Genomic DNA, 19,752 nt, shown 5'->3' with positions numbered 1-19,752 from the left:
TTGTTGCGTTTTGTGCAACAAAGGCCACATTGGTTGCCAACACCGGAGGGTCAGGGAAGTTTGAGGAGGGCCTGGGCCTTGCCGAGGACGGTCTTGCCGTCGAACTTGGCGGTGATGTCGACGCGCACGGTGCCGTCTTCGTTGACCTCGCGGACCTTGCCCGCCAGCTCGACGGTCGCGCCCTTGTCGTCGTTGGGAACCACGACGGGACGGGTGAACCGGACGCCGTACTGGAGGACCTTGCCCGGGTCGCTGACCCACTGCGTGACGACCCGACCGGCCAGCGCCATGGTCAGCATGCCGTGCGCGATCACGTCGGGAAGGCCGACTTCCTTGGCGAACGGCTCGTTCCAGTGGATCGGGTTGAAGTCGAGCGACGCGCCCGCGTAGCGCACGAGGTCCTTGCGCGTGACCTGCACGGACAACGACGGCAGCTCGTCACCGACGGCGGTCATACGGCGGCCTCTTCCGGCTTCGCGGCGTCACGCACGACAAGTTGGGCGTACGAGATGACGACGATCTCGTCATCCGCGTCGACTATGTCCGCCCGCATGTTGATGAAGTCGTTGCTCGCGCGGTGCATGATGTCCTCGATGTGGACGACCACACGCAGCTCGTCACCCGCGCACACCTGGCGGTTGTAGACGAAGCTCTGGTCGCCGTGCACCATCCGGCTGTAGTCCAGCCCCAGCTCCGGGTCCTCGATCACGACGTTGATCGCGGCCAGGTTGATGATGGTGAGGAACGTCGGCGGGGTGACGACATCCGAATACCCGGCGGCCTGCGCGGCAGCCGGGTCGGAGTAGAGCGGGTTGTCGTCACCGATCGCCTCAGCGAACTCTCGGATCTTGGCCCGGCTGACCTGGTAGACCGGTGAGGCCGGGTAGCTGCGTCCGATGAAGGAGGGATCGAGAGCCATGAGGAGCTAGCTCAGCGAGTTTCCTTGTGCGCGCGGTGCGTGCCGCAGTTCGGGCAGAACTTCTTCAGCTCGATGCGGTCCGGGTCGTTGCGCCGGTTCTTCTTGGTGATGTAGTTGCGGTGCTTGCACACCTCGCACGCGAGCGTGATCTTCGGTCGCACGTCAGTGGCAGCCACAGCAGTACCTCTCTAGACAACGGAATTTCCCAGCCACCTGGTTCGAAGGCGTCGCCTTCGAGGGGGGTCCAGGGGGCTTGCCCCCTGGGCGGGGTCTGGGGGCCGCGCCCCCAGTGTAATGCGAAGTGAAGAGGGCGAGCGTGCGCATCGCACGCGAGCACACTTCACCCATTCACGTAGCGGTGGGCGGACTTGAACCGCCGACACAACGATTATGAGCCGTTTGCTCTACCACCTGAGCTACACCGCCACACATGGATCAAGCCGCAACGTCTGGGTGGACGTCACGGCTAGGCCCACAGAGCCCCAATACGGAATCGAACCGTAGACCTTCTCCTTACCATGGAGACGCTCTACCGACTGAGCTATTGGGGCGTGCTCTAGGAGCGAGGTGAACTCTACATGCTCCCGCGAGCGGAATAAAACGGGGGTCCCCTTCTAGGACAGCAAGGTGAGCACGGTCTCGTCCATGCGGCCCGGGGTCTTGGTGGTCCGAGCCTGCAACCAGGCCTCCAACCTGCTCTCCGACAGCGGACGGGAGATCAGGTAGCCCTGGATGACGTCGCAGCCCATCGCGGACAGCTGGTCACGCGCCACGTCCTCCTCGACGCCCTCGGCGACCACGGACAGGCCCAGCGAGTGGCCCAGTTCGACGATCGAGCGCACCACCGCGAGGTCCGACAGGTCCGTGCCCATCCCGAAGACGAAGCTCTTGTCGATCTTGACCTCGTCCACCGGCAGCTGCCGCAGGTACGCCAGCGAGCTGTAGCCGGTGCCGAAGTCGTCGACGGCAAGCACGACACCCAACGCGTGCAGCCTGCGCAGCACGGGCAGCGCCTTCTGCGGGTCGGCCATCACGCCGGACTCGGTCAGTTCCAGCGTCAGCAGCTCCGGTGGGACGCCGTAGCGCGTCAGCAGGTCCGAGACCTGTTCGGGGAAGTCCTGTTCGGCCAGGCTGCGCACGGAGATGTTGACCGCGGCCGAGATCCGCAGGCCCTTGTCGAGCCACTTGCGGACCTTGGTCAGCGCCTGCTCCATCACGAACCCGGTCAGCGCGCCGACCAGGCCCGCGGCCTCGATCGCGGGCACGAACTCGTCCGGGTGCAGGTCGCCGTACTCCGGGTGCGTCCAGCGCACCAGCGCTTCCACGCCGAGCACGTTGCGGCTGGGCAGCGCGACCTTCGGCTGGTAGTGCACCTTGACCTGGCCGGTCTCCACCGCGTGCCGGAACTGGGTGACCAGCTGGAACCGGCGCAGGAAGATCTGCCCCATGCTGGGCATGTACGCACGGACAGGCTCGCCGCCCGCCTTCGCGGCGCGCACGGCCACGTCAGCGTGCTGCAGGAGCGTGTCCACGTCGACGACGGTCTGCTCGTCCTCCATCGCCGCGGAGACGAACCCGACGACCGCACCGGCGTCGAGCGTCAGGCGCTCCACGATGTACGGCGCGATCAGCATGTCCCGCAGGCGTTCCGCGAGTGCGTGCATCTCGTCGATCGGACGCCCGCGCAGCAGCGCGGCGAACGCCATGCCCTCCAGTCTGGCGATCATGCTCTCGGGGCCGAGGGTGTCGCGGATGCGGCGCGCGGCCGCGGAGACCATCCGGTCGCCCCACGCGTAGCCGAGCGCGTCGCTGACCGTCGACAGCACGTCAAGATCGATCCGGACGACCATGGCCTGCGGGTCCGACCGCAGCATCTCGGTCGCGGCCTGCCGGAACCCAGGGCGGTTGAGCAGGCCGGTCAGCGGGTCGTGGTACGCGTCGTGCCGCAACCGTGACAACAACCTGCGGTTGTCCAACGCCGTCGCGAGATGGCTCGCCATGGTGCCGATCAGGCGCATGTCCGCAGTGCCGAAGCCACGCCAACGGCTTTGCCTGTCGTGCGCCTCGACGACGCCGAGCAAATGGCTCGCACTACGCAATGGAACAACAAGCGCTTCGGTCGCGTCCCTACGTAACAATGACTGACGGATCTCCGGCATCGCGTCGATCCGGCGGAAGTGCCGTACGTGCGAACCGGGCAGGCGCAGCAGCGGGTCGCCCTTGGATCCGGTCACGTCACCGGTGTGGAGCTCCTGCGTCAGGTCCGTCCCGGCGACCACGGTCCGCATCGGCGCCTGCGGGTCGAACCTGATGTGCAGCACGACTCTCGTCGCGGACAGCTGGTCCTTGATCCGTTCGGCGATCGCGTGCCACTCGTCGTCGGCCACGCCCGCGGAGATGTCGTCGAGGCCGGTGGCGGGCTTCGCGGCGGCCTGCTGGCCCGAGCGGGCCACGATCAAGCTGACCTGGGACAACGCCTCCAGGTCGCGTTGGTCGCGCAGCAGCCCGGAGTAGGCGACGTACAGGGCGCCGAAGCCGGACAGCGCGAGCAGGATCAGCGGCCAGCCGCCCTCCTCCTGGACGGTCACCACGTAGCCGACGACGCCGACCGCGGAGTTGACCATGCCGAGCACGAGGGTGCGGCCGACCAGCAGGATTCCGGCGGACAGCCGGATCCGCCTGCCCAGCACGTACACCGTGACCAGGCCGAGCAGCGTGCTGGACACCGGAGCGGCGAACGCGCCGACGAACGGTCCGGCCCAGTCGGGACCGACACCGTCGAGGCTGAGCCGGAAGGCTTGCAGCACAGCGAAAGCCGTACTGATCTCGATCACGAGCACGCCCGCGTTGTAGAGAACGCGGTCGTGCACACCGCGGACAAGCAGGGTGCTGACACCCGCGATGACGTGCGCGAGCAGCACGAGTTCGAAGGGCGCGACGAACAGTCCGATGGCGAGCGGGATCTCGGTGAACGAGATCGACCAGCTCACGCCGCTGCGGACGTCGACGTTGATGGCGAGCTGTTCGGCGATCAGGAAGCCGAGGACGAGCAGCAGGCCGGTCCAGATGTGGTCGGTCGTGTAGTTCGTCGGCGGCATCCACCACGAGACCAGCAACGCCCCGAGCAGACCGATGACGACAACGCTGACGGAGTAAAGTCGGAAACGACGGACAAGCGGGGTCTCATCTACCGGCTCCACGACATCCGGTCGCTCCGCCATGCCGCCTCCTCGTCCGACCGGGGTACGGGCATCTCGGGTACGTCGCGGCATCACCACAGCGTCACCACAGCTTTGGCAGTCGGGTCACTGTACCCCGATCAGGCGAAATAGCCACCCATTCCGACGGCACAGAGTCCCCGTCGACCTCGCGAACCGGTGACAACCAGGCTCGTTCGGAACCCGGCACCGAGCTGACGTAGATCACTTTCCAACCCCTTGAACGGCAGGCGAATGTTCCACGCCCGAACCGGCTGGTAGCGAAGAATCCGCGGCGGATCGCTGCCGCGGCCCAGACTTTATCCGGCACTGAATCGAGTTGAGACCGATCTGTTATCGCGGCCACAGGCAAGTACGCCCATCCGGACGAAGATCCAGCCAGGTGCGTGGTCACGAAGTGACGCGCGGTATCCGTTCCCCTGGTAGAACGCCCCGGCGGGCGCGACCTAGATTGAGCGGCGATGAGTACTGAACGACGCCGGGCACGCAGGCAGCCCACCAAACTGTGGCGGGCGCCGGTGACCCGTATCGAGCGGATCACCCCGAGGATGGCGCGGATCACCGTCGGTGGGCCGGGGATCGACGACTTCGCCGGTGCGGGCACGGACGAGAACGTGATGCTCTACCTCTACGAGCCCGGCGCCGTGCTCCCGGAACCGCTCACGCTGGAGACGGCGCGGGTGGCGATGTCGCAGGTCCGGCCGTACATGCGCACGTACACGATCAGCAGGCACGACCCCGTTGCCAACGAGATCGACTTCGATTTCGTGCTGCACGGCGACCACGGGCCGGCCTCGAGGTGGGCGACGGGAGCCAAGCCGGGCGACGAGGTGATCTTCGTCGGCCCCTCGCCCGCCTACCAGCCCGACGCCGACGCGCCGTGGCACCTCCTGATCGGGGACGAGACAGCCCTGCCTGCGATCGGGTCGATCATGCGGGCACTGCCGGGCGCGACGATCCGGGCGTTCGTCGAGATCGAGGACGCCGCGGAGCAGCAGGACCTGGACGTGACCTGGGTGCACCGAAACGGCGTTCCGGCAGGCAGCAGCGAGCCGTTGGTGAACGCGCTGTCGGCCGCGGAGTTCCCCGACGGCAAGCCCGCTGTCTGGGCCGCCGGTGAGCGCCAGGCCATGCAGGCCGTGCGCGAAGTGCTTGTCGACAAGGGCATCGACCGGGCGAGTGTGCGTCCCGCCACCTACTGGCGGCTCGGCCACGCCGGGTCCTAACAGGAACTTCCTCCTTTACGAGAGCGTTGTTTCGTAAGGACTCGGGAAGGAGGCGCCGTGCACAAGCACTACAACGGGTTGAAGACGGCTCTCCTGCTCGGCGGCATGAGTGCGCTCATCCTGCTGGTCAGCTCGCTGTTCGGGCGAACCGCGCTGGTCATCGGCCTGCTGATCGCGCTCGGTGTGAACGCGTACGCCTACTTCAACTCCGACAAGATCGCGTTGCGCGCGATGCGTGCACGGCCTGTGTCGCAGTGGGAACAGCCTGCGATGTACCGCATCGTGCGTGAGCTCGCCAACACCGCACGCCAGCCGATGCCCCGGCTGTACATCAGCCCGACGCAGGCGCCGAACGCGTTCGCGACGGGGCGTAACCCGCGCAACGCCGCAGTGTGCTGCACCACAGGGATTCTGGAGCTCCTCGACGAGCGTGAGCTACGCGCTGTGCTCGGGCACGAGCTGTCACACGTCTACAACCGCGACATCCTCATCTCGTGCGTGGCGGGCGCGCTGGCCAGCGTGATCGGGTTCCTCGCCAACTTCGCGATGCTGTTCGGCCTGTTCGGCGGCAGCGACGACGACCGGCCGAACCCGCTGGCGATGCTGATGATCGCGATCCTCGGCCCGGTGGCCGCGGGTGTCGTGCGGATGGCGGTCAGCAGGTCACGGGAGTACCAGGCGGACGAGTCCGGCGCCGAGCTGACCGGCGACCCGTTGGCGTTGGCGTCGGCACTGCGCAAGCTGGAGGTCGGCACGCGGCAGGCCCCACTGGCGCCCGAACCGGCGATCGCGTCGCAGTCGCACCTGATGATCGCCAACCCGTTCCGCCCGGGTGAGCAACTGGCACGGCTGTTCGACACCCATCCGCCGATCGCCGAACGCATCCGTCGACTGGAGGACATGGCCCATCGCGGGCTGTGAGCTTCTGGCGGTGTGCTGGGACCGCTCGCTTTGGGATTGTCCGAAGCATGGACGGTGACAGCCGGCAACGGTTGGTATACGGGGACCACAGCGCCCTGGCCGAGGTGTACGAGTCATACGGCGCAAGCGTTTACGCCGTCGCGCTGTGCGTGACAGGCGACACCGCGGTGGCCTCGGACATCACCGTCGACGCGTTCGTACGCCTGTGGGACCGCCCGCTGGCCTACGACCCGTCACAGGCCAGCCTCAAGTGCTGGCTGGCGATGCTGGCCCATCGGCTGGCGGTCGACTGGTTGCGGGAGAACAACATCGCTCCGGGTGACCGGGTGACCGCCGACCGGCCGGTCGCGTTGGCCGCGCTGCCGGACCTGACCCGGCAGGCGGTGGAACTGGCGTACTTCGACGGCCGGACGTACCAGCAGATCGCGATCGAACTCGGCATCCCGGCGGGCACAGCGAAAGCACGGCTGCGCGCCGGCCTGCGCGAGCTGGCGGCAGCCCTGTGACGACCAGTCACGCGGCGGTGTCGTCGCTGCTTGCTGCCTGGACGACGTGTGCGTGTTCCCCGGACGAGGCTGATGCGGTCGAAGCGCACCTGAGGACGTGTGAAACCTGCCGCGCCGACGTGCGTGGACTGGCCGAGGCCACACGTTCCCTTGCCCCGCAGGAAACCCAGCCGCCCGAGGAGATTCGTGACAAGGTGCTCGCGGCCACCGACCGGCCGGACATCCCGGACTACGCCAGGGCGTACGCGGCGACCGTCTCGGCGTTGAGCGCGTTGCTGAAGGAACTCGACGCGGACGACGACGTCACAGAGCAACTCAGCCGTCTGACCGCGGCCGACAGACTCGTCGCCGACCAACTGGGCGTACGCGACCAGAAAACCTGGCAGCAGCAAGCCGACGCGATCTGCTGCGCGCTGACAAGGAAACCACTGCCACCGGAGCTGATGCTGGCCCGCGCGTACGAGACGTGGATCTGCGCACGCGACATCGCCATGGCGACGTACAAGGAGCTACCGCCGCCCCCACCGGAGCACCTCCACGCGATCGCAGGTTTCGCCGCCAGCCTCCTGCCCTACGCGGCCGCGTACCGCCGTATGGCACAGCCGGACATTGTTGTGCGGTTGGTGCTGGCAGGGCCAGGTGGCGGAACGTGGTCACTGCCGCTTGAGGACCACGGTGTGATCACAGTCGAGATGACGATGGACACCGAGGCGTTCTGCCTGCTGATGGCCGCCAGGACACCACCGAGATCGGTGGACGTGATGATCCGCGGCGACGTCGAGCTGGGCTACGACCTGCTCGACGCCGGCCCGGCACTAGTCGCCCGATGAGCCCGCGGCCCTGGCGACCGTCATCACGTAGTCGCCGTAGCCCGACTTCGCGAGCTTGGCGCCCAGCGCGTAGCACTCGTCGGCAGTGATGTAGCCCATAGCCAACGCGACTTCCTCAAGGCACGCGATGCGCACACCCTGCCGGTGCTCAAGCACCTGGACGAACTGCCCGGCCTCCAGCAGCGAGTCGTGGGTGCCGGTGTCCAACCAGGCGAACCCACGGCCCAGGTCGATCAGCTTCGCCCGGCCCTGCCGCAGGTACGCGACGTTGACGTCGGTGATCTCCAACTCACCACGAGCGGACGGCGCCAGGCCCCGCGCGATCTCCACGACCTCGCTGTCGTAGAAGTAAAGACCGGTGATCGCCTTGTTGGAGCGCGGGACAGCGGGTTTCTCCTCGATGGAGATCAACTGCCCGGTGGCGTCGACCTCGCCGACGCCGTACCGCTGCGGATCCTTGACCGGATAGCCGAACAGCGTGGCGCCATCCAACTGAGCGGCCTCACGCTGCAGGATCTTGGAGAAACCCTGGCCGTAGAAGATGTTGTCGCCGAGCACGAGCGCGACCTTGTCGTCACCGACGAACTCCGCGCCGATGATGAACGCCTCGGCGAGACCGTTGGGGGCGGCCTGCTCGGCGTAGGAGAAGGTGACCCCGAACTGCGAGCCGTCACCGAGGAGCCGCGCGAAGTTGGGCAGATCCGTCGGGGTGGAGATGATGAGGATGTCCCTGATCCCGGAGAGCATCAGAACCGAGATCGGGTAGTAGATCATCGGCTTGTCGTACACCGGGAGCAGCTGCTTGGACGTCGCCTGCGTGATCGGGTGCAGCCGGGTGCCGCTGCCCCCGGCGAGCACGATCCCGCGCATCAGCGGTAATTGGTGAACTGGAGGGCGATCCCGAAGTCCTTGGACTTCAGCAGTGAGATGACGTCCTGCAGGTGGTCCTTCTTCTTGCCGGAGACCCGGAGCTGGTCGCCCTGGATCTGCGCCTGGACGCCCTTGAGGCCGCTGTCGCGGACGGCCTTGGCGATCTCCTTGGCCTTGTCGGCGGCGATGCCCTGCAGGATCTTGCCGGAAGCCTTGTAGATCTTGCCGGACACCTTGGGCTCGTCGGCCTCGAAGGCCTTGAGGGAGATGCCGCGCTTGATCAGCTTCTCCTTGAAGACCTCGATGGCGGCGAGACAGCGCTCCTCGGTCTCGGCCTGGACGGAGATGGCCTCCTCACCGGTCCAGTCGATCTCGGCGCCGGTGCCACGGAAGTCGAACCGGGTCGACAGCTCCTTGCCTGCCTGGTTGATCGCGTTGGTCACCTCCTGCCGGTCGACCTTGCTCACCACGTCGAACGACGGGTCCGCCACGTCACCGCACCTCCGAGTCGATCCACCACCAAAAGCCCTGAAGATGCTACCGGGGAACCCCGAACGGGATACCCGTTGGCACCCGCCCAGGAGCATTGGGTACAGTTCAGCACGCACCACGGCGGGTTGCCCGAGTGGCCAAAGGGAGCTGACTGTAAATCAGCCGCGCAAGCTACGGCGGTTCAAATCCGTCACCCGCCACGGGCTCGGGGTGACCCTGCTCAGTTGCTTTGCAACTTCGCAGGGTCGCCCTCCACTATTTTGGGGGGCCGAGCCCCCCAAGCCCCCCACGGTGCGAGCTCCTCTCGACCCAGCGCTGGTCATTTTCCCTTTCACCAGCCTTGCTCTGGGCGCTTTGGGTGTCACTGCGCGTTACGCTCCGTCATGTCGCCTCATTTGATGTCGCCGGTTCCCAGGGTGCTGTACAGCACAGCGACAGGTGAATGGGGCACGGGCTTTTATCGACCGGCTTTTGTCGTTTGTGAAAGCGGGATTGTGGGCGTGGGAGGACGGCTCACTCCCCTCCATGTTCAACGTATAGCGCACCCTGGGGCTTGTGGCAAGGCCCCGGTTGTGCCGCAGAATGCTCGACGTTGCGTACGGCTGACGTGGGGAGGCGACGGCTGTGGCACGCAGGATCCGCACCGATGGGACGAATGTGGCAGCGAAGCTGGTTGTCGAATCAGAGCACGAGTACGACGAGGAACTACGGTCCGAGCGGGCTTATGTGGCCGGGCTGTACGAGCGGCTTGACGCCGAGCGGGCACGGGTGAAGGGCGAGTTCGAGGCGGCTCTGGGTGGCAAGGGGGTGTCGCCCATGGAACGCGATGTCGAGGTACGCGCTCGGGCCAGGGAGATGAAGCGGCTGGACGTCGCGGACAACGGCCTGTGCTTCGGGCGGCTCGACGCCATCACGGGTGAGCACTCCTACATCGGCCGGATCGGTCTGTTCGACGAGGACAACGAGTACGACCCGGTGCTGCTCGACTGGCGGGCACCGGCGGCCCGTCCGTTCTACGTCGCCACCGGCGCGAACCCGGAGAACATGCGGCGCCGCCGCCAGTTCCACACGCGTGGCCGTCAGGTGCTCGACTTCACCGACGAGGTGCTTGGCCGTCCCGGTGAACACGAGCGGGGTGACGCTGCTCTCCTCGCGGCGGTCAACGCGCCGCGTGGCGAGGGCATGCGGGACATCGTGGCGACGATCCAGGCCGAGCAGGACGAGATCATCCGCCTCGGCCACCCGGGTGTACTGGTGATCGAGGGTGGTCCTGGCACGGGCAAGACCGTTGTGGCGCTGCACCGCGTCGCGTATCTGATGTACACCCAGCGGGAGCGGATGGAACGCCACGGCGTGCTCGTGGTCGGCCCCAACCCCGCGTTCCTCAACCACATCGGGCAGGTGCTGCCGTCGTTGGGCGAGTCCGACGTGGTGTTCATGACGCCAGGTGACCTCGTGCCCGGTCTGCGCGTCACGGCGGAGGACTCACCGGAGGCCGCGCGGCTCAAGGGGTCGTTGAAGATGCTCGACGTGCTCAAGGCGGCCGTCGGCGATCGGCAGCGGCTGCCCGAGGAGCCGATCCCGATCCAGTTGAAGGACGTCACGGTCCGGATCGACGCGGCGACCGCGGAGTGGGCCAGGGACGAGGCGCGCGCGACCGGTCTGCCGCACAACGAGGCTCGCGTGACGTTCGTCGAGATCATCACGTACGTGCTGACCGAGCGGGCGATCGGCCGGATCGGCAAGGGCTGGCTGACCCGTTCGGACAAAGAAGGCTGGGAGGACATGCGCAAGGGCCTGCTCAAGGAACTCGCGGACGACGACGCCTTCACCGCCGCGCTCGACGAACTCTGGCCGATCCTGACGCCGGAAACGCTGTTGGCCCAGCTGTACGCGTCGGAGGAACGGCTGCGTGCCGCGGGCGCGGCCGAGTCGCTGTTCCGTGTGGACGGTGAGGCGTGGACCGTCTCGGATGTGCCGCTGCTCGACGAGCTGGTCGACCTGCTCGGCCGGGACAAGGCGGCCGACGACGCAGCCGCCCGTGCCGTCGCACGGGAGCAGCAGGCCGAGGCGGAGTACGCCGCGAACGTGCTGGACAGCTTCGTCAACCGCCAGGACCACATGGACGACGAGGACCACCTGTTCGCGACGGACCTGCTCCGCGCCGAGGACCTCGCGGTCCGGTTCGTCGAGGAGGACACGAGGGACCTCGTCGAACGCGCGTCGGCGGACCGCGACTGGACCTACCGGCACGTGGTGGTCGACGAGGCGCAGGAGCTGTCCGAAATGGACTGGCGGGTGCTGATGCGGCGCTGCCCCGGCAAGTCCTTCACCGTCGTCGGTGACCTCGCCCAGCGCAGGGCGCCTGCCGGGGCGACGTCGTGGGGCGCGATGTTGGATCCGTACGTGCCGGGCCGTTGGGAGTACCGCTCGTTGACGGTGAACTACCGCACTCCGGCGGAGATCATGGCCGTCGCCGCGTCGGTGCTGGCCGAGTTCGCGCCGGGCGTCCAGCCGCCGGAGTCGGTCCGCTCGAACGGTGTCCGGCCGTGGTCGAGGCGGGTCACCGAGGACGACCTGGCGGCTGCCATCGAGGAGTTCGTCCGGGACGAAGCCGGTCGCGAGGGCACGAGCGTGGTGATCGGCCCGCCAGGCACTCCGGGGACGATCCCGGCGTCGGACACCAAGGGCCTCGAGTACGACGCGGTGCTTGTCGTGAACCCGGATCAGATCCTCGCCGATGGTCCGCGCGGAGCGGCGGAGTTGTACGTGGCGCTCACTCGGGCCACACAACGTCTCGGCGTCCTGCACCAGGGTCCGTTGCCGCAGGTGATGACGGCTCTCACGGAATTTGTCACCCCTTAAGCGCGGACAAGTCCCGGGCACCACACGCACAGTGCCCGGGACTTTGGTTCGTCACGAGATCGGGATCAGGTTCCGCTCGGCTTCTCCGGAAGCCGGTCGAGCACCTGGCCGACCATCTGGGTCAGCGACCGGAGTTGGCCGTCGACCGAGTCGAACCGCGCGTCGTGTTCCTGGAGCTTGGCACTGTGCTCGTTCAGGATTGTCGAGTGTTGGTTCAGGATTTCCGAGTGGCGGTTCAGGATGGCTGTGTGCTCAAGGAGCGTTGCACTGTGCTCGTTCAGAAGCGTCGTATGCTCACGCTGGGTCGCTTTGACCTCACGGAGATCCTCGCGCAACTCCTTGACGTCGTCGTCTAACCGAAGCGTCAGCCAGCGGGTTTCGGCGTGCTGCACATCGAGCTTCCGGACCTTCCGCTCCAGGCTGTCTTCTTCGGGCATGGCTTCAGTATCCCACAGTCGAACAGGCGTTCAAAAGATCACGAAAGGGTGATCCTGGTCAGCCGCGGATCTCCATCGTGCAGCACTTGGGTCCGCCGCCGGACTTCTTCAGCTCCGAGATGTCCACGAAGATCGTCTCATAGCCGCGGTCGGTCAGTTGGGCCGCAAGCCCGGTCGACTCCGTCGGCAGGATGACGTTGCGGCCGTCGGACACGGCGTTCAGACCGAACGTCTCCGCGTCGTGGTCCGTGGCGATCACCGCGTCCGGGAACAGGCGGCGCAGGACTCGCTGCGAGCCTTCGGAGAACGCGCCCGGGTAGTAGGCGATGTTCGGCTCGTCCTCGTTGAGCACGAACAACGCCGTGTCCAGGTGGTAGTAGCGCGGATCGGTCAGGTGCAGCGACACCACCGGCACGCCGAGGACTTCCTGGGCTTCCGCGTGGGCTCCCGGGTCCGTGCGGAAGCCCGTTCCGGCCAGCAGGTAGCGGCCGGTCCAGGCGAAGTCGCCTTCCGCCTCGTTGACGCACGCGGGCATCACGATGTTGTGGTAGCCGTTCTCGTTGAACCACCTGCGGTAGTGGTCGGCTTCCGCCGCGCGCTGCTCGGCGCGGAACCGGGCGCCGAGCACCCGCCCGTCGATCACGGTCGCCGAGTTCGCCGAGAAGACCATGTCGGGCAGTCCCGGCTGCGGCTCGATCTGTTCCACCTTGTGGCCCAGTTCGACGTAGGTGTCGCGCAGCTTCTGCCACTGCAGCATCACCAGGTCGTGGTTCACCGGTTTGCTCGGATCCATCCACGGGTTGATCGAGTACGCCACCTCGAAGTACTTCGGGGCGCACATCAGATACCGCCGCGTCGTGGGCATCCGGACCGCAGATGTCATGGATCGAAATGTAGAACCCCCTTCCAGTATGGATCAAGCTCGTAATATTGCGCTTCAACGTGCAGAATGTTGCGCGTGGACTCGATAGATCAGCGAATCGTTTCGCAGCTCGTCGCCGACGCCCGATCGAGCTACGCCGAGATCGGCAAGGTCGTCGGCCTGTCCGCTCCCGCCGTGAAGCGGCGGGTCGACCGGTTACTGGACCGCGGGGTGCTGCGCGGCTTCACCGCGGTGGTCGACCCGGAAGCCCTGGGATGGGGCACCGAGGCCTTCGTCGAGGTGCGCTACCGCGGCAACGTCTCGCCGGTGCAGATCCGCGCGAGCCTCGAACCGTTGCCCGAGGTCGTCGCCGCGTACACCGTTTCCGGCGCGGCGGACGCGATCGTGCACCTGCGGGCGGGGGACATCCACCACCTCGAGGACGCCCTGGAACGGCTGCGCGGCGTCGACATGATCGACCGCACAGTGTCGACGGTCGTGCTGTCCACGCTGCTGGAACGGTCCCCCGCGCCCGAGCCCCGCTGAGAAGTACCGTTCACCGCATGACCGAGGTGCTGCTTGACCGTGACGGCGGCGTCGCGGTCCTGACTTTCAACGCTCCGGACCGCCGCAACGCATTGACGCTGCCCATGGCCGCGGCTGTGGTCGAAGCCGTGGAGACGTGCGAGAACGACGAGAGCGTGCACGCGATCGTCGTCACGGGCGCGCCACCGGCGTTCTGCGCGGGCGCCGACCTGTCCGCGCTCGGCGACGCGCAGGAAGAGGGGCTGCGCGGGATCTACGCGAGCTTCCTCGCACTCGCGAACTGCGGCCTGCCGACCATCGCGGCGGTCAACGGGGCAGCCGTTGGGGCGGGCCTGAACGTGGCGCTCGCATGCGACATGCGCATAGCCGGACCGAAAGCAAGATTCGACGCCAGGTTCTTGCAGATTGGGATTCACCCGGGTGGCGGCATGACCTGGATGCTGCAACGCACTGTGAGCAAGCAGACGGCCGTCGCGATGACCTTGTTCAGCCATGTTCTCGACGCCGGCGCCGCAGTTCAGCACGGCCTCGTGTGGCAGGTCGCGGACGATCCGGTCGCCGTGGCCGTCCAACTGGCGGCAGGCGCGGCGGGCGCACCTCGGGACCTCGTCGGCACGACGAAAGAAACTTTGCGCGTGACCTCGGGAAATGTTGATCATGCGACGGCCGTTGAAACCGAGTTGAGAGCACAGTTGGCGAGCATCTCGTCGGCGGAGTTCGCCGAGCGCCTGACCAGGCTGCGAACGCGGATCACCAGCCGGGAGTAGGTGTTACCGCCGGTAACATATAATTGTGGCATGTGACGTAGACCGCTTAGCAGGTGCCGGTCCGAACCCGGTGCCTACCTTTGGTAACAGGTAATGACTAGTCCGACTGCAGCCAGGTGCGAGGCTGGCGCGAACTTCGGGGACTACGCTCGAAGTCGGGGTAAAGCAACTGACTCCAACGGTTGCGGCAGAGAGGGATCAGGCGAGCCCAATGAGCACAGGTGTCGAGGGTGAAACCAACGGACACGGGCTGAAGTCGAGCAGGCACACCGAGATCACGAAGCTCGACCGGGTGGTGATCCGGTTCGCGGGTGACTCCGGTGACGGTATGCAGCTCACTGGTGACCGGTTCACATCCGAGGCCGCGGCCTTCGGCAACGACCTCGCGACGCAGCCGAACTTCCCGGCCGAGATCCGGGCGCCGCAGGGCACCCTCCCCGGTGTGTCGAGCTTCCAGCTCCACTTCGCGGACTACGACATCCTCACCCCCGGTGACCGTCCCGACGTGCTCGTCGCGATGAACCCGGCCGCGCTCAAGGCCAACATCGACGAACTCCCGCCCGGCGGGACGCTGATCGTCAACACCGACGAGTTCAACAAGCGCAACCTGCAGAAAGTCGGCTACGACGCGAACCCGCTCGAGGACGACTCGCTGGACTCCTACCAGGTGCACAAGGTCGCGATGGCGACCATCACCCGTGGCGCGCTCGAGGAGACCGGCCTGTCGAAGAAGGACGCGGAACGCGCGAAGAACATGTTCGCGCTCGGCCTGCTGTCGTGGATGTACCACCGGCCGACCGAGGGCACCGAGCGGTTCCTGCGGGAGAAGTTCGCCAAGAAGCCCGACATCGCCGAAGCCAACATCCTGGCCTTCCGCGCGGGCTGGAACTACGGCGAGACGACCGAGTCGTTCGCGGTGACCTACCAGGTGGCCCCGGCCAAGCTGAACCAGGGCACGTACCGGCAGATCACCGGCAACACCGCTCTGGCGTACGGGATCGTCGCGGCCGGGCAGCGCTCGGAGCTGGAGATCGTGCTCGGCACGTACCCGATCACCCCGGCGTCGGACATCCTGCACGAGTTGTCCAAGCACAAGAACTTCGGCGTGACCACGATCCAGGCCGAGGACGAGATCGCAGGCATCGGCATGGCGCTCGGCGCGTCCTACGGCGGCGCGCTCGGCGTGACATCCACGTCGGGGCCGGGTATCGCGTTGAAGTCCGAGACGATCGGCCTCGCGGTGATGACCGAGCTGCCGCTGCTGGTCGTCGACGTGCAGCGCGGCGGCCCGTCGACCGGTCTGCCGACCAAGACCGAACAGGCCGATCTGCTGCAGGCCATGTACGGCCGCAACGGCGAATCGCCGGTGCCGATCGTCGCGCCGCAGTCGCCGGCCGACTGCTTCGACGCCGCCATCGACGCCGCGCGGATCGCGCTGGAGTACCGCACGCCGGTGCTGCTGCTGTCGGACGGCGCGATCGCCAACGGCTCCGAGCCGTGGCTGATCCCCGACGTCGAGACGCTGCCGGACCTGCGGGTGACGTTCGCCACCGAACCCAACGCCACCGACGGCTCCGGCGAGCACTGGCCGTACGTGCGGGATCCTGAGACGCTGGCGCGCGAATGGGCGATCCCCGGAACGCCCGGCCTGCAGCACCGGATCGGTGGACTGGAGAAGCAGGACGGGAAGGGTTCGATTTCCTACGATCCGGCTAACCACGACCACATGGTTCGCTTGCGCCAGGCCAAGATCGACGGGATCAAGGTGCCCGACCTCGAAGTCGACGACCCGTCCGGCAAGGCCCGGGTGCTCGTCCTCGGCTGGGGTTCGACGTACGGACCGATCGGCGCCGCCTGCCGCCGCGTCCGCAAAATCGGGCACGCGATCGCACAGGCACACCTGCGGCACCTCAACCCGTTCCCCGCGAACCTCGGTGACGTGCTGCGCTCGTACGACCGGGTGGTGATCCCGGAGATGAACCTCGGCCAGCTCGCCCTGCTGATCAGGGCGAAGTTCCTGGTGGACGCGATCAGCTACACCAAGGTCGCCGGACTGCCCTTCAAGGCCGAGGAGTTGCAAGGGGTGTTCACAGACGTTGTGAAGGGGGTCCCGGCATGACCGCCATCGACCTCGGGCTGCCCGGACTGGCCGGGATACCGACCACGGACGAGAAGCAGACCGCCAAGGACTACAAGTCGGACCAGGAGGTCCGCTGGTGCCCAGGCTGCGGCGACTACATCGTGTTGAACGCGGTGCAGGCGTTCATGCCGACACTGGGCCTCAAACGCGAGAACATCGTGTTCGTGTCGGGCATCGGATGCTCGTCGCGTTTCCCGTACTACATGAACACCTATGGCGTGCATTCGATCCACGGCCGCGCGCCGTCGATCGCGACGGGTCTCGCGGTGGCACGCCCCGACCTGTCGGTGTGGGTGGTGACCGGTGACGGCGACGCGCTGTCGATCGGCGGAAACCACCTGATCCACGCACTGCGCCGGAACGTGAACCTGAAGATCCTGCTGTTCAACAACCGGATCTACGGCCTGACCAAGGGGCAGTACTCCCCGACGTCGGAAACCGGCAAGATCACCAAGTCGACCCCGATGGGCTCGCTCGACCACCCGTTCAACCCGATCTCGCTGGCGCTGGGCGCGGAAGCGACGTTCGTGGGGCGCGCGCTGGACTCCGACCGCAAGGGGCTGACCGAAGTCCTCCAGGCGGCGGCGCAGCACAGGGGCTCGGCGCTGGTGGAGATCTACCAGAACTGCCCGATCTTCAACGACGGCGCCTTCGACGTGCTGAAGGACCAGGAGGAGAAGGAGCGCAGGCTGATCCCGCTGTCGCAGGGTGAGCCGATCCGCTTCGGCCCGGACAAGGACTACGGCGTGGTGCGCACCGGGTTCGGCGGACTGCAGGTGGCGAAGGTCTCCGAGGTCGGTGAAGAGAACCTGGTCGTGCACGACGCGACCATCGACGACCCGACGTACTCGTTCGCGTTGTCCCGGGTTGGTGGCGAGGACCTTTCGCACACGGTCACCGGCATCTTCCGCAACGTTCAACGGGCGACGTACGACGACTTGGCGCGTAACCAGGTGTCGACGGCGAAGGCGGCCAAGCCCGCCGACCTGCAGTCGCTGCTTCGTGGGCGCGACACCTGGACCGTCGCCTAGCAAGTGCCCTCCGTGAGTGGTTATCCGGGTTCTAACCCGGATAACCACTCACGAGGGCTTAGCTGACGGACATCAGAAGTTCGTTGAGCTGGTTGATCATTCGTTGTCCGTCCGCTGGGAAGAACGTGCCGCCTTCCATGTCGGGCCTGTCCAGGTTCTGGACCAGGTAGCGGCCTGCGTCCGTGTCGATCCAGCCCAGGCCTGGGGCCTGTCTCGTGTTGCCGTTTCTGTCTCTTCCTGTCACGGCGAAGTGGCCGGAGCCCAGGCGTTTGCGGCGCAGTATCTCTTCCGCTCCGCGCAGTTGGGCCGGGTTTGTCGTCTGGCTTCGGGCGACGGGTTGGCGGAAGGTCATGTTGTCGTCGTCTTCCGCTGTCACCGGGTGGGCTGTCGGGCGGGTTATCGTCACCGATTGGCCTGGGCCCGGTTTCAGGGGCGGCAGCAGGGCCGCCACTGCCCTTGCGAGGCCTTCCGGGCGGACCAGTGCGAACTTCAGCAGTTGGTCTTCCTGGCGGACGATCATCGCTTTGTTTCCTGCCGCCGCTGCCCTCGCGTAGATCTTCCGCCCGCTTTCGACGTCGCCCATCACCGCCACCGAGACGTGGTAGTCGGTCAGCATCCGCAGCGCGCCCACCACTTCCGGGCCTGGCCCCCGGTGGTCGGCCAGTCCTCGGTTGATCAGGTCTTCCTTGATCGCCCCCGCGATTCGCACCCGGTCGTCCGCGTACTCCCCGAAACTGGGAATGGTGAACGGATAGACGCGGCAATTGAGCCTGAGTCCTTCGGACAGGATGTCGACCGCCGCGAAGGAGAGGCCGAACGTTTCTGCCATCAGTCGCCAATCATCCGCTGTGAAACCTCCTGCTCGGAGCACGCTACCAACCTCAGGCTCCCGGGGCAGCGAAAAGCAGAGTCCGGTTGCGGCCCGCCGTCTTGGCCGCCAGCATGGCCACGTCCGCGGCGTTCACGACCTCCTCCAGCGTCGTGCCGTGGTCCGGGTGGGCCGCGACGCCCACCGAGACCGTCACTGTGCCGAAGCCGTCGACCGCGAAGCCCTCGACTTTGCGGCGGATGCGCTCGGCGATGGCGATGGCGTCCTCCTGCGAGGTTTCCGGCAGCAGGATGACGAATTCCTCCCCGCCGAACCGGCCGACCATGTCGGTCACCCGGACTTCCGCACGCAGAACGTCGGCGACGCCTTTCAGGTGTTTGTCGCCGATCAGGTGACCGTACCTGTCGTTGATCGACTTGAAATTGTCGAGATCGAGCATCAGCAGTGCCGAGTTCTGCTTGCGCTCCAACTGGACCGCCGCGTCCTTCGACCAGGACGCCGAATTCAACAGGCCGGTTTTCGGATCCGTTCTCGCCTGGTCGCGCAGCTGTCGGATTAGCACACTTCTGTGCAGTACGAGTGTTATCCCGATGATGAGGACGAGCACGATCGGCCAGTCGACGAGCGCCCACGCGAGCATGATCCCCAGCGCGACCGTCGCGGCCTCCAGCGCGTGCTCGACTCCCGTGGCCAACGCGTCGGTGATCCGCCGGTGCCCTGCCGCGAAGTAGTGGAACGTCGTCGTGATGATCGAGTTCACGACCAGGAACACCAGCCCGGCGCCGACGACGAGCCCGAACGACGCCACGTCACGGGGCATCCGCTCGAACGGCACCGGATCAGTCACCCTCGAGAACGCGCACGCCGCGTAGCTCGCGGCGATCGTCGCCGACGCGGAGAAGAACAACCGGAACGGCGGCACCGGCCGGAGTCTGACCCACTGCACGGCGTACGACACCGCGATCACCACGGCCGACAGCGCGGGGTGCAGCAGCAGAATGCCCGCGAACATCCAGACGGCGTTCAGGTCAACGAACGGCCTGGCCACCCTGCGCAGCCGTTCGATCGGCATCGACAGCTCGGAGTAAACCAGAATGCAGCTGGTGAGCAGCAGAAACGGGGCCAGATTCGACGACGGGATCGGAATCAGCACAAGGGCGGCGACCACGCCCGCGACGGCGGCCAGTTCGACGGCGAGCACATATGCGACCAGAGCTCGTTTCGGGAGCTGCCACAAAGCCCAATGCCGGACTGCCAGCCGGGCTATCTGGTCCGCCATGGCAGAACCGTAAC

Annotated in this window: 19 protein-coding genes and 3 tRNA genes; 10 read left to right on the top strand and 12 right to left on the bottom strand. The window is 66.6% G+C overall.

Annotated elements, in window-relative coordinates; translation table 11 throughout:
* Positions 1–50: 50 nt before the first annotated feature.
* The 6 genes from ALI144C_RS46030 to ALI144C_RS46005 form a co-directional block, all read right to left on the bottom strand.
* On the bottom strand, positions 51–455 hold the full coding sequence (locus ALI144C_RS46030) for a MaoC family dehydratase (protein WP_076993528.1): 405 nt from the start codon (positions 453–455) through the stop codon (positions 51–53).
* Positions 452–919, bottom strand: coding sequence for an FAS1-like dehydratase domain-containing protein (locus ALI144C_RS46025; RefSeq protein WP_076993527.1), 468 nt, complete (start codon positions 917–919; stop codon positions 452–454). Before ALI144C_RS46025 ends, ALI144C_RS46030 begins: the two co-directional genes overlap by 4 nt.
* Positions 920–930: 11 nt before the next feature.
* Complete coding sequence (gene rpmG, locus ALI144C_RS46020; RefSeq protein ID WP_033384328.1) at positions 931–1,095, bottom strand: 50S ribosomal protein L33; 165 nt, start codon at positions 1,093–1,095, stop codon at positions 931–933.
* A gap of 177 nt (positions 1,096–1,272) precedes the next feature.
* Positions 1,273–1,345, bottom strand: a tRNA-Met gene (locus tag ALI144C_RS46015).
* Positions 1,346–1,397: 52 nt separating this feature from the next.
* Positions 1,398–1,470, bottom strand: a tRNA-Thr gene (locus ALI144C_RS46010).
* Positions 1,471–1,533: 63 nt separating this feature from the next.
* Complete coding sequence (locus ALI144C_RS46005) at positions 1,534–4,140, bottom strand: putative bifunctional diguanylate cyclase/phosphodiesterase (protein WP_076993526.1); 2,607 nt, start codon at positions 4,138–4,140, stop codon at positions 1,534–1,536.
* 458 nt (positions 4,141–4,598) lie between these two features.
* Here ALI144C_RS46005 and ALI144C_RS46000 point away from each other — a divergent pair, with 458 nt between their 5' ends.
* From ALI144C_RS46000 to ALI144C_RS45985, 4 genes are read left to right on the top strand one after another with little or no spacing between them, the layout of a single operon-like run.
* The gene (locus ALI144C_RS46000) at positions 4,599–5,363 is read left to right on the top strand and encodes a siderophore-interacting protein (RefSeq protein WP_076993525.1); all 765 of its coding nucleotides are present in this window, start codon (positions 4,599–4,601) and stop codon (positions 5,361–5,363) included.
* Positions 5,364–5,420: 57 nt separating this feature from the next.
* Complete coding sequence (gene htpX / locus ALI144C_RS45995; RefSeq protein ID WP_076993524.1) at positions 5,421–6,284, top strand: zinc metalloprotease HtpX; 864 nt, start codon at positions 5,421–5,423, stop codon at positions 6,282–6,284.
* Between the two features lie 47 nt (positions 6,285–6,331).
* The gene (locus tag ALI144C_RS45990; protein ID WP_076993523.1) at positions 6,332–6,790 is read left to right on the top strand and encodes an RNA polymerase sigma factor; all 459 of its coding nucleotides are present in this window, start codon (positions 6,332–6,334) and stop codon (positions 6,788–6,790) included.
* Entirely contained in the window at positions 6,787–7,620 is an 834-nt protein-coding gene (locus tag ALI144C_RS45985) for an anti-sigma factor family protein (RefSeq protein ID WP_143231261.1), read from the top strand. Before ALI144C_RS45990 ends, ALI144C_RS45985 begins: the two co-directional genes overlap by 4 nt.
* Here ALI144C_RS45985 and rfbA read toward each other — a convergent pair.
* Both rfbA and ALI144C_RS45975 read right to left on the bottom strand, forming a co-directional pair.
* Complete coding sequence (rfbA, locus tag ALI144C_RS45980; RefSeq protein WP_076993521.1) at positions 7,606–8,490, bottom strand: glucose-1-phosphate thymidylyltransferase RfbA; 885 nt, start codon at positions 8,488–8,490, stop codon at positions 7,606–7,608. The two genes, ALI144C_RS45985 and rfbA, sit on opposite strands and share 15 nt — an antisense overlap.
* The gene (locus ALI144C_RS45975; protein ID WP_076993520.1) at positions 8,490–8,981 is read right to left on the bottom strand and encodes a YajQ family cyclic di-GMP-binding protein; all 492 of its coding nucleotides are present in this window, start codon (positions 8,979–8,981) and stop codon (positions 8,490–8,492) included. The genes rfbA and ALI144C_RS45975 overlap by 1 nt, the downstream gene beginning before the upstream one ends.
* A 120-nt stretch (positions 8,982–9,101) precedes the next feature.
* Here ALI144C_RS45975 and ALI144C_RS45970 point away from each other — a divergent pair.
* Positions 9,102–9,182, top strand: a tRNA-Tyr gene (locus tag ALI144C_RS45970).
* Positions 9,183–9,639: 457 nt separating this feature from the next.
* The gene (gene helR / locus ALI144C_RS45965; RefSeq protein WP_269086741.1) at positions 9,640–11,847 is read left to right on the top strand and encodes an RNA polymerase recycling motor ATPase HelR; all 2,208 of its coding nucleotides are present in this window, start codon (positions 9,640–9,642) and stop codon (positions 11,845–11,847) included.
* A 65-nt stretch (positions 11,848–11,912) separates the two neighbouring features.
* On the opposite strand, the gene ALI144C_RS45960 is transcribed toward helR, so the two are convergent.
* Together ALI144C_RS45960 and ddaH are read right to left on the bottom strand one after the other, a co-directional pair.
* The gene (locus tag ALI144C_RS45960) at positions 11,913–12,284 is read right to left on the bottom strand and encodes a hypothetical protein (protein WP_076993519.1); all 372 of its coding nucleotides are present in this window, start codon (positions 12,282–12,284) and stop codon (positions 11,913–11,915) included.
* Between the two features lie 58 nt (positions 12,285–12,342).
* Entirely contained in the window at positions 12,343–13,167 is an 825-nt protein-coding gene (gene ddaH / locus ALI144C_RS45955; RefSeq protein WP_076993518.1) for a dimethylargininase, read from the bottom strand.
* 75 nt (positions 13,168–13,242) lie between these two features.
* Between ddaH and ALI144C_RS45950 the strand changes: the two genes are divergently transcribed.
* From ALI144C_RS45950 to ALI144C_RS45935, 4 genes are all read left to right on the top strand, one after another.
* Complete coding sequence (locus ALI144C_RS45950) at positions 13,243–13,692, top strand: Lrp/AsnC family transcriptional regulator (protein ID WP_076993784.1); 450 nt, start codon at positions 13,243–13,245, stop codon at positions 13,690–13,692.
* Between the two features lie 17 nt (positions 13,693–13,709).
* Positions 13,710–14,459: an enoyl-CoA hydratase gene (locus ALI144C_RS45945; RefSeq protein WP_076993517.1), complete on the top strand. Its 750-nt coding sequence runs from the start codon at positions 13,710–13,712 to the stop codon at positions 14,457–14,459.
* Between the two features lie 211 nt (positions 14,460–14,670).
* On the top strand, positions 14,671–16,578 hold the full coding sequence (locus ALI144C_RS45940; RefSeq protein ID WP_076993516.1) for a 2-oxoacid:acceptor oxidoreductase subunit alpha: 1,908 nt from the start codon (positions 14,671–14,673) through the stop codon (positions 16,576–16,578).
* Positions 16,575–17,630 carry a 2-oxoacid:ferredoxin oxidoreductase subunit beta gene (locus ALI144C_RS45935; protein WP_076993515.1) on the top strand — a complete coding sequence of 352 codons (1,056 nt, stop codon included), beginning with the start codon at positions 16,575–16,577 and terminating at the stop codon, positions 17,628–17,630. Before ALI144C_RS45940 ends, ALI144C_RS45935 begins: the two co-directional genes overlap by 4 nt.
* 58 nt (positions 17,631–17,688) lie before the next feature.
* Here ALI144C_RS45935 and ALI144C_RS45930 read toward each other — a convergent pair whose 3' ends face one another.
* Both ALI144C_RS45930 and ALI144C_RS45925 read right to left on the bottom strand, forming a co-directional pair.
* Positions 17,689–18,459, bottom strand: a complete 771-nt coding sequence (locus ALI144C_RS45930; protein WP_076993514.1) for an ESX secretion-associated protein EspG — start codon at positions 18,457–18,459, stop codon at positions 17,689–17,691.
* A 52-nt stretch (positions 18,460–18,511) separates the two neighbouring features.
* The gene (locus ALI144C_RS45925) at positions 18,512–19,738 is read right to left on the bottom strand and encodes a GGDEF domain-containing protein (protein WP_237774629.1); all 1,227 of its coding nucleotides are present in this window, start codon (positions 19,736–19,738) and stop codon (positions 18,512–18,514) included.
* Positions 19,739–19,752 lie beyond the last annotated feature (14 nt).

The organism is Actinosynnema sp. ALI-1.44 (assembly GCF_001984155.1).
Taxonomy (GTDB): Bacteria; Actinomycetota; Actinomycetes; order Mycobacteriales; family Pseudonocardiaceae; genus Kibdelosporangium.
This window is presented reverse-complemented; position numbering and strand designations above follow the sequence as displayed.

Excerpts from the sequence above, each read along its gene's own strand:
- ALI144C_RS46030 (WP_076993528.1), bottom strand. The coding sequence starts at position 455 with ATGACCGCCGTCGGTGACGAGCTGCCGTCGTTGTCCGTGCAGGTCACG.
- ALI144C_RS46025 (WP_076993527.1), bottom strand. The coding sequence starts at position 919 with ATGGCTCTCGATCCCTCCTTCATCGGACGCAGCTACCCGGCCTCACCG.
- ALI144C_RS46005 (WP_076993526.1), bottom strand. The coding sequence starts at position 4,140 with ATGGCGGAGCGACCGGATGTCGTGGAGCCGGTAGATGAGACCCCGCTT.
- ALI144C_RS46000 (WP_076993525.1), top strand. The coding sequence starts at position 4,599 with ATGAGTACTGAACGACGCCGGGCACGCAGGCAGCCCACCAAACTGTGG.
- ALI144C_RS45990 (WP_076993523.1), top strand. The coding sequence starts at position 6,332 with ATGGACGGTGACAGCCGGCAACGGTTGGTATACGGGGACCACAGCGCC.
- rfbA (WP_076993521.1), bottom strand. The coding sequence starts at position 8,490 with ATGCGCGGGATCGTGCTCGCCGGGGGCAGCGGCACCCGGCTGCACCCG.
- ALI144C_RS45960 (WP_076993519.1), bottom strand. The coding sequence starts at position 12,284 with ATGCCCGAAGAAGACAGCCTGGAGCGGAAGGTCCGGAAGCTCGATGTG.
- ddaH (WP_076993518.1), bottom strand. The coding sequence starts at position 13,167 with ATGACATCTGCGGTCCGGATGCCCACGACGCGGCGGTATCTGATGTGC.
- ALI144C_RS45945 (WP_076993517.1), top strand. The coding sequence starts at position 13,710 with ATGACCGAGGTGCTGCTTGACCGTGACGGCGGCGTCGCGGTCCTGACT.
- ALI144C_RS45940 (WP_076993516.1), top strand. The coding sequence starts at position 14,671 with ATGAGCACAGGTGTCGAGGGTGAAACCAACGGACACGGGCTGAAGTCG.
- ALI144C_RS45935 (WP_076993515.1), top strand. The coding sequence starts at position 16,575 with ATGACCGCCATCGACCTCGGGCTGCCCGGACTGGCCGGGATACCGACC.
- ALI144C_RS45930 (WP_076993514.1), bottom strand. The coding sequence starts at position 18,459 with ATGGCAGAAACGTTCGGCCTCTCCTTCGCGGCGGTCGACATCCTGTCC.
- ALI144C_RS45925 (WP_237774629.1), bottom strand. The coding sequence starts at position 19,738 with ATGGCGGACCAGATAGCCCGGCTGGCAGTCCGGCATTGGGCTTTGTGG.